This is a genomic window from Halomonas sp. NO4, assembly GCF_010994375.1.
Taxonomy (GTDB): Bacteria; Pseudomonadota; Gammaproteobacteria; order Pseudomonadales; family Halomonadaceae; genus Halomonas.
On record NZ_WHMA01000001.1, the window covers coordinates 306,587 to 315,710 of the forward strand.

General features: G+C 61.1%; 5 protein-coding genes. 3 read left to right on the forward strand and 2 right to left on the reverse strand.

Annotation, left to right across the window (positions count from 1 at the left end; genetic code table 11):
* The first annotated feature begins 1 nt into the window (after position 1).
* The 3 genes from FEF15_RS01490 to FEF15_RS01500 all read left to right on the forward strand — a co-directional run bounded on the left by FEF15_RS01490 (position 2) and on the right by FEF15_RS01500 (position 3,927).
* Complete coding sequence (locus tag FEF15_RS01490) at positions 2–1,174, forward strand: 1-acyl-sn-glycerol-3-phosphate acyltransferase (protein WP_163557308.1); 1,173 nt, start codon at positions 2–4, stop codon at positions 1,172–1,174.
* An 82-nt stretch (positions 1,175–1,256) separates the two neighbouring features.
* Positions 1,257–1,964 carry a transglutaminase-like cysteine peptidase gene (locus tag FEF15_RS01495; RefSeq protein WP_163557309.1) on the forward strand — a complete coding sequence of 236 codons (708 nt, stop codon included), beginning with the start codon at positions 1,257–1,259 and terminating at the stop codon, positions 1,962–1,964.
* Positions 1,965–2,007: 43 nt separating this feature from the next.
* The gene (locus FEF15_RS01500; RefSeq protein WP_163557310.1) at positions 2,008–3,927 is read left to right on the forward strand and encodes a LapD/MoxY N-terminal periplasmic domain-containing protein; all 1,920 of its coding nucleotides are present in this window, start codon (positions 2,008–2,010) and stop codon (positions 3,925–3,927) included.
* A 56-nt stretch (positions 3,928–3,983) separates the two neighbouring features.
* Here the strand turns inward: FEF15_RS01500 and FEF15_RS01505 are convergent, their stop codons facing one another.
* On the reverse strand, positions 3,984–4,319 hold the full coding sequence (locus FEF15_RS01505) for a tryptophan synthase subunit beta like protein (protein WP_163557311.1): 336 nt from the start codon (positions 4,317–4,319) through the stop codon (positions 3,984–3,986).
* An 88-nt stretch (positions 4,320–4,407) separates the two neighbouring features.
* A complete protein-coding gene (locus FEF15_RS01510; protein ID WP_346427853.1) occupies positions 4,408–9,114 on the reverse strand; it encodes a DUF5801 repeats-in-toxin domain-containing protein in 4,707 nt (1,568 codons plus the stop codon).
* Positions 9,115–9,124: the final 10 nt, after the last annotated feature.

Genomic DNA, 9,124 nt, shown 5'->3' on the forward strand with positions numbered 1-9,124 from the left:
AATGACCGACACCGCGATGGCTATCGACTCCAAGGACCCCTGGGCCGACATACGCCCCTACCAGGACGACGAAGTGGCCGAGGTACTGGCACGACTGGCCGCCAACCGCGAGCTGCTGGATGCCCTGACCCGCTACCGCCTGCCGCGGCTCAGCCGCCTGGCGCCCCCGCTGGCGCGCACCCTGGCTGCCTACGCCATTCGCCGCCAGACGCGCGGGGTGAACAGCGTGCGCGACTTCCAGCAGCGCGTGGCTCACTACATGGCGCACATGATCCGCACCTCCACCGACGACTTCCGTATCGACGGCCTGGAGCACCTGGCACCGGACAGCGCCTACCTCTTCATCGGCAACCATCGCGACATCGCTCTGGACCCGGCTTTCGTCAACTACGCCCTGCACTCCGCCGGGCGCGACACCGTACGCATCGCCATCGGCGACAACCTGCTCAAGAAGCCCTATGTCACCGACCTGATGCGGCTCAACAAGAGCTTCATCGTGCCCCGGGCGCTACGCGGCAAGCGCGCCATGCTGGCTGCCTACCAGATGCTCTCGGACTACATCCGCCACTCCATCACGACGGATAACCACTCCATCTGGATGGCCCAGCGTGAAGGGCGCGCCAAGGATGGCATCGACCGCACCGACCCCGCCATCATCAAGATGCTGACCATGGCACGCCGCCGCGAAGAACGTAACGCCCTGATCGGCGAGGCCATTGCCGAACTGCGCATCGTGCCCGTCTCGATCAGCTACGAGTACGACCCTTGCGACCTGCAGAAGGCCCGCGAGCTGCATGCAGTCCATACCGAGGGCCGCTACGAGAAGCGCGAATTCGAGGACATCCAGTCGATCGTTACCGGCATCACCGGCCACAAGGGGCGTGTGCACCTGCGTTTCGGCGACCCGCTGGACAGCGGCTTCGACACTCCCGAGGCCGTCGCCGAGGAGATCAACCGCCAGATCATCGCCGGCTACCATCTCTTCCCCAGCCACTACCTCGCCCTGGAGGCCCTGGGCGACGCCCCCGAACTGGTCGACCTGAGCGAGGTCACCGATGCTGACCGCAGCCGCTTCCAGGCGCGACTCGCGGACGTGCCCGAAGAGCTCCGCACGTGGTGGCTCGCCCAGTACGCCAATCCGGTCCGCAACCGGGCAGGCCGTATCGAAGCCTGACCCCCTGCGACTGAGGGGGTCTCGCCTTCGAGCATCAGGGCTTCTAAACTTCAGCAAACGCTCATTCAGCCGACGAGCCCATATGCCCCCAGCACCGGCCCAGTCTGTTGCGCTTCTCGGCCGCCGCCGTTTCCTGGCGGGGCTGGGAGGCCTGCTGTTAGTGGCCGGACTGGGGCTCTCGCCCAGGCCACTTCAAGCCGGCATCGACCGGGCTCGCCTCCGCCAGAGCATGCAGCGCCTGTACGGCTCGAACGGGCTGAGTATTCTGGAAGAGTGGTTTGCCCTGCTCGACCGACTGGCCGGTGCCGATCTGGAAAGCCAGCTGCGCGACGTCAACGACTTCTTCAACCAGCGGGTACGCTGGCTGGACGACATCGAGATCTGGGGGCAGGAGGATTACTGGGCCACGCCACTGGAGACAATGGGCCGGCGCGAGGGAGACTGCGAGGATTACTCCATCGCCAAGTACGTGACGCTAAAGGAACTCGGCGTGCCGGGTGACCAACTGCGTATGATTTACGTGCGGGCCCGCCTCGGACGCGGGGGGATCACTCAGGCGCATATGGTGGTGGGCTACTACGCAACGCCGAGCGCCGATCCGCGCATCCTCGACAACCTCGTCAAGTCGATACGCCCAGGTTCGCAGCGCAGCGACCTGGACCCGGTCTTCAGTTTCAACAGCAGCGGCCTGTGGACCGGCAGCTCGACGCAGTCGCGCGCCGACCCCGTGGCTCGCCTGTCACGCTGGCGCAACGCCATCAGCCGCATGCAGGAGCAGGGATTCATCTGAAGGTTACAAGAACACGGGCAGGCTTGCCCCAGGGAGCACCGAGATGTCACTGATCAAACAGCTATGGCTGACCGTCGTGGTAGTCCTGCTGCTGGCCTTCGCGGGCAGCCTGCTGGTGGGTGTGAGTACCAGCCGCCACTACATTGAACAGGAAGTGCGCATCAAGAACAGCGACAACGCCAATGCGCTGGCCCTGTCGATGAGCCAGCTGGACAAGGAGCCCGTGACCCTGGAACTGCTGCTCGCCGCTCAGTTCGACACCGGCCACTATCGGCGCATCGAACTGCGCGACGCCGAGGGCGAGCTCATCGACCGACGCGTGGACGACGTGGCCATCGAGGGAGTCCCCGGCTGGTTCGTCGACCTGGTGGCGTTCGAGGTACCACCCGGCCAGGCCGTGATCCAAGACGGCTGGCGCCAGTTCGGGACCCTGACCCTGGAGAGCCACCACAGCTACGCCTATCGCTCGCTGTGGCGCAACACGCTCAACCTGGCCGGCTGGTTCGCTGTCGCGGGCCTCATCAGCCTGCTGCTGGCTGCCTGGATCGTGCGCACCGTCAGACGTCCGCTGCGCCATGTGGTGGCGCAAGCCGAGGCCATCGGCGAGCGGCGCTTCGTCACCTCGCCCGAGCCGCGCACCCTAGAGCTTCGCCAGGCGGTGCAGGCCATGAACCGCCTCTCATCCGCGGTGCGCGACATGCTCAGCCAGGAGGGGGAAAAACTCGATCAGCTGCGGCGCCGGCTGGAACACGACCCCGTCACCGACGTACTGCGGCGCGAGCCATTCCTGGCTCGGCTGGAAGCGCACCTGCAGAGCGATGGCTATGACGCCAGCGGCCTGCTGGCTCTAGTACGCGTTACCGACCTCGCCGGGCTCAACGAACGGCTGGGCCACCAGCAGACCGACGCTCTGCTGGTGGCGCTCACCCAGGAACTCGAACAGCTCAACACCCTCAACGGCGACGGTCGCGTGGCTCGCCTCAACGGCAGCGACTTCGCCATGGTGATTCCCCGCGCCCACGATCTGGAAGCCGTGGGAGCCGAGATCCAGTCGCGCCTCCAGGATCTCGCCAGCCGCTATGAAGACAACACCCTCGCCCTGCCCTCGGCGATCACCGAGTATCACCAGGGCCGGAGCCGCCAGGAACTGCTGGCCAGCCTCGATGGCGCCCTGGCCAGCGCCGAGGATCAGGGCGACCAGGGGCAAGTCATCATCGAAAGCGCGGAGCAGGATGCCCTCTTCACCAGCCACAGCGACTGGCGAGCCGCGCTCGACGCGGCCCTGCAGCAAGGCGTACAGCTCGCACACTACCCCGTGCTGGACCGTCAGGGGCGGCTTGTCCACCACGAAGTGCCGTCCCGCCTGCGGCTTACCGGCGAATGGCGCCCCGCGGGACGCTTCCTGCCCTGGGTATCGCGCCTGGACATGGCGCCGGCCCTCGACCTCGCCGTCGTTTCCGCCGCCCTCGAGGACACTGCCGCGAGCGGCAAGGCCGTCGGCATCAACCTCTCGCCCCGCTCACTGCGCGACGGCCATTTCGTCAGCGAATTGATCGCTCGGCTGAGGTCGCGTCCCGAACTGGCCACGCACCTGTGGTTCGAGGTACCCGAGCTCGTCGCCATGCATAACCCGGAAGGTTTCCGCAGCCTGTGCCGCGAACTCCATTCGCTGGGCTGCCGCATGGGGCTCGAGCACGTGACCACACGCTTCGGCAAGATCGAGGGAGTTCACGACCTGGGGCTGCGCTACCTCAAGGTGGACGCCTCCCTGAGCCGCGACATCGGCGAGCATACCGAGCACCAGAGCCTGCTGCGTGGCATCACCACCCTCGCCCATTCGCTCGGCATCATCGCCATTGCCGAAGGCGTAGAGAGCCGCGACCAGGCAGCTCTGCTCTTCGAACTCGGCATGGACGGCGTGACAGGGCCCGGTATCCGTCAAGACAGCTGGAAGGAGAGCTGACACACACCGCGCCGAGCGGGTCTCGCTCGGCGCGGTATGAGAGAACCGTCAGCGGTTCAGATGATCCCGCCGCCGTCTTCATCGCTCTGCAGCAGCTCAACGCTGTTCAAGCGCCGACGCAACGACTGACGCTCCATCACCTTCTGCTGCGCCGGCTCGGGCAGGTCGGTGAAGCTGATCACCCCCTTGTCCATCAGCACGTCCAGCAGGTCTTCGAGTACGCGGATGAAGCCCAGGTCAGTCTTGGAGAGATCCACACCCTCGAATTCATCATCCTCGGCCATGAACGCCTGCAGGTCCGGCGCACAGGGCGGCACGAACTCCCGGCAATCCCCGGAAGGCTCGCGTGCCGCCTGGACGATCTGGCCTTGCTCGTTGCGTTTGACGTACATCCTATGACTCCCTCGGCGTTTCCGGCAGGATAGCAAAATGCCCTGCCCGGACGAACCGAACAGGGCAAACGCGGATCAACCGACTGGATTACTGATCGATATTCAGCTGGCCGCTGTCGAGCATCTGCTGGATCAGATCGGCACTGTCGCCGACATCGCCACCGAAATCGGCGAACGTCTTACCTTCCAGGGTGATCATCTGGTCGGCGTTCTCCTTGTCGCCGGCCAAAGAGCCATCCGAGCTGATATGGAGGACGACGTTGCCGTTGGTCGTATCCTCTTCGGCGAAGATGTAGTCGCCGATATCGTTGTTCTCCTCATCCTGTAGGAGATCGGCGAGATCCAGGCGGTCGGCGTTCGACTCGTCCGCGTCGCCGAACGGGCCGTCGTCGGTATCGCTCACCACGGTAAAGTCCTTGACGATATCCTCGGCGGGGGCGCCTACGTCGCCTTCATCGCCAAACTCCCAGGCGAAGGTATCTGTACCCGGTCCACCGTAGAGGATATCGTTGCCGGCTCCACCAATCAGGATGTCGTCGCCGCCCTGATCCTGAGGCAGCACCAACGACTCGTGGTTATCCTTCAGATAATCCAGCACCTGATCATTCGTCGGCGCCTGAGCATTCTGAGCCTCGAGCTCATCCAGAATGCCCTGGAAGCCCTTGCCCTGATGATCGGGATGCTCCACGGTATCGCCGAAGAGGATGTCATTGCCATCGCCGTCAATTGTAAAGCTCAAGTCAGCTTCATCAGTGGAGCCATCTTGATCCTGCATATAGTAAGTGAAGTCGTCCTCCTTCGACTCACTATAAGCGGAATAGCTCAGCCCACTTACGACATAGCCTTGATTGCTATTTGCACCATCTGTATCGACCCCGAGACTGATGTAGCTAAATGGCTCCACCGAATCAATGCTCAGTGAAGTATAGCCCCCACTGGAAACGGTGCTGTCAAAGTTACCTGAACCAACTAGGTCTCCATTGGCGTCAAACACCTCCCAAGTTGCAAACTCAGCCTGGCTCGCATTGAACTGTGCAATGCTTACTACTGCACCGGTTGCTTGCTCACCGAGAGCGAGAACCAAGTTCTCACCATTATCAATAGCTCCCGACTGGGTAATATCAACACCCAAGCCTTTCTTAGATCCATTATTAAATTTCACATCGCCAGCAGCATTTGAATTCAAGGCTGAGAAATCCAGCTTCCCTTGCCCATCCATGGGAGTCCCGGTAAATCCGTAGACGCCACCCAAAGCCCCCTGCCAGTCTGCCAATGAGTCATTAGGCACCGTTACCGTTGTATCGACAGGATTAGCCGAATATTCATAACTGCCATCTTGATAAAGCGTTAACGTACCATGATCGCCTTGCAGTTCAAGGTAGTCTCCATTCCCATCGTTCTTGACATCACCAGGATTATCAAAAGAAACAGAGCCTGATCCAGAGTGGCTCACCCCAGTAACGGAGGTAGGCGTATCAAGTGCTAGATCATTATCCAACACGTTCTCGCTTACAGTCTCTCCAGCCGAAACAGACTTGGAATCATCAAATGCCTCAGGCTCAGAGTCCAAGATCCCCACACTCACCTTGACCCAATCACTTTCGACACCTTCTGTGTCTGCTGCCTTGTAGTAGAATGAATCCGCGTCAGACACACTATCACTGTGATCCCTAAGGACATTTGTTGCATCGTAGGAGAATGCGCCGTCGCTATGAATAGTGACTAGCCCACCCATAGCGGTAGTGATCGTCACCGGCCCATTACTTAGCGATTGCGAACCGCTCCCGCTTCCATCTTCAGCGACTTGAGAAACAGACAGAGCATCGTTTTCAGAATCTGTGTCGTTGTCGAGTACGCTGTCAGCATATTGCTTGACTTGTCCTTCCACGACACCCTGCGCCTCACCCAGGTACTCATCGTCTGCCGGTACCCAAGGCTTCTTCGGTGCTGCCTCACCGGTAATATTGATGGCCAACGAGGACTCCACGCCGTCACCGTCTGCATCGGTTACCGTGTAGGTGAAGGTGTCCACTTCCGTTTCGCCCGCTGCCAGTTCATCGTAGGCGGCCTGATCGAGCTGATAGGTGTAGTTCCCTTCGGCATCGACGGTCAGAACGCCAAACTGGCCCTGGACTTGAGTTTCCCCGTTACCAATAACAGTGCCACCGTTCCAAGCAACCGCATCTTCTTCCGCGGGGCCGTCTGCTCCAAAGCCGTAATCCACCTGTCCGGATACATCGGGAGCATCTGAAGAAATCAGCTGCCCCATCAGCTTGAAGCTATTGGAGGCATCTTCCTCAGTAAACACCTGCTCAACAATATCACCATTCTGATCCACAAAACCGATAATCTGGAAATTATAAGTTTCGATTTCTCCACTATCGGTCGTGATCTCAATCGGCACAATCGCGCTCGCATTGTTAATCGTCACGCCATCGCGTGGATCAGGCTCACTGTTCGGGGTTTCGTTGTGATCGAAATTTATTGTATGCTCAATGGTTGTCCTGTAGCCATTGATAACGATGTCCAGCGACAGATTCAGATCGACCGAATGAATACCGGAATCTGACGATATCGGGAAGTTGTTGTGGGTAAACTCACCCAACTCGAGCATCGAATTCACCGACACCGACTGCGTGCCGGTCAGATCGTCATTATCATCGAAAGTGTAGTTGCTGGTGCTATCAGTACCGTCCCAGCTCACCACATCGTCCTGCTCAGCAGGTTGGTTGTCGATGTTGACATCGCTGCCACCGGACACATTCGCCCATTCAGCAGTTAGGCCACCCACTTCCAACGCATTCACGACGACTGTCATGTCCTGTGAACCGGAGTTGGACACCGGCACGTCGTCATCGAAGGTGATGTTTAGCTTGCCGTCTGCCGTACTGCCATCACTGTCGGTGACCGTGTAGGTGAGCCCGAGGTCCGTCTCGTTTTCGGTGTCGGTCTCGTCATCGGTGTGGCGCACATTGGTCAGCAGGCTCACCGTGTAGTCGCCAGTTTGTGCGTCGGTGAGCTCCACCTGGAACAAGTCTTGCCCGTCGCGCTCACCTCCGTCGATCGTCGCCGTCAGGACGTTGCTGTCAGCATCCCAGGCATAGGTGATGTCCTCCGTGCCCAGCGTACCGCTCTCTCCGTCCATGGCGGCGAAGTCGACGCGACCGGCACCGTCATCACCATAGGCAAAGGCCAGTGTCCCGCTAAAGGTGGTTTCATTGCCACCCTGGCCGTCAAGGTCGTTCGGACCTCCCGGATTGCCACCTGCCAGACCATCGTCGTCAACGAGCGCGACCACGTCGTCGCCTTCGGGATTGTCGATGGTCGGAGTGTGTGCATCGCCCACTCGTACAGTGACCTGACGGGTCACACGGTCGCCGTCCTGATCGAGCACGGTGTACTCGAAGGTCTCGGTGACATCGCCGTCGGTGTTGTCGACACTAGCCGGCGCGGTATAGACCAGTTGTCCAGCGCCATTGATACCCAGGCTGCCTTCGGTGTCACCCTGGTTGGTGAAGACGATCTCGCTGAACGAACCGTCCAGACCGTCGGCACCGGCGCTGATGCCCAGCGCCTCAGCCGCATCTTCGGCCAGTACGGTTGCCTCGCTGCCTTCTTCGATGGTCCCGTCGTGAGCGTAATCCTTGGCCGTCGGACCGTCGTCCTTGAAGGTGATCTCCAGGGCTGCGTTGCTGGTGGCGCTGTCGCTGTCACCGTCGGCATCGGTGACGGTCTGAACCACCCGGATGCCTGCCGCATCCAGGGTCAGCGCGTCGTCATGAGCAGATGCACTACTACCGTCTTCAAGGTGCTCCAGCGCCTGGTGCTGGAGCACGGTGATCATACCGTCACTGGCAATCTCGACACTGAACACCGGATCCGTGCTGTCGTCTCCGCCCACGTAACCGGTGTAGCCGGAGACGTTGCCGCCATCGCCGGTGTCGGCAACCAGCTGGATCTCGTTATTCGCTTCAGTGGTATCGGCGCCCGCCAAGTAAAGGCCGGTAGCGACGCTACTAGCCGCTAGACTGTAGTTCACCGTGCCCGCACCGTCGGCGCCGTAGGCTGGCGCGGCGAACAGCGCCTTGACGTCATCGGCGTCGATCGTGGTGTCGATCGGGCCGTTCTCGAACGCTTCACCGGCCGCCGTTTCGTCCAGCGTGGCGCCGGCTTCGGCCCCGGTTTTCGCGCTGGCCTCCGGACCGTCGTCCTTGAAGGTGATCTCCAGGGCTGCATCGCTGGTGGCGCTGTCGCTGTCACCGTCGGCATCCGTGACGGTCTGAACCACCCGGATGCCCGCCGCATCCAGAGTCAGTGCGTCGTCATGGGCAGATGCACTACTACCGTCTTCAAGGTGCTCCAGCGCCTGGTGCTGGGTCACGGTGATCGTACCGTCACTGGCAATCTCGACACTGAACACCGGATCCGTGCTGTCGTCGCCGCCCACGTAACCGGTGTAGCCGGTGACGTTACCGCCATCGTCGGTGTCGGCAACCAGCTGGATCTCGTTGTTGGCTTCAGTGGTGTCAGCGCCCGCCAAGTAAAGACCGGTAGCGACGCTACTAGCCGCTAGACTGTAGTTCACCGTGCCGGCGCCATCGGTCCCATAATCCACGTCGCCGAATAGGTTTGCCACCTCTTCGGCAGCGATCACAGTATCGATCGAGCCATCGGCAAACGCTTCACCTGCATTCGTTTCATCCAGCGTGGCATCTGCACTGGCACCCTCCTTCGCACTGACACTGGGGCCGTCGTCCTCGATCTGGAAGGCACCCGCGGCACCGATGTCGAACAGGGCGCTGTCG

Coding starts and splice junctions, on each gene's coding strand:
- FEF15_RS01490 (WP_163557308.1), top strand. CDS start 2: ATGACCGACACCGCGATGGCTATCGACTCCAAGGACCCCTGGGCCGAC.
- FEF15_RS01495 (WP_163557309.1), top strand. CDS start 1,257: ATGCCCCCAGCACCGGCCCAGTCTGTTGCGCTTCTCGGCCGCCGCCGT.
- FEF15_RS01500 (WP_163557310.1), top strand. CDS start 2,008: ATGTCACTGATCAAACAGCTATGGCTGACCGTCGTGGTAGTCCTGCTG.
- FEF15_RS01505 (WP_163557311.1), bottom strand. CDS start 4,319: ATGTACGTCAAACGCAACGAGCAAGGCCAGATCGTCCAGGCGGCACGC.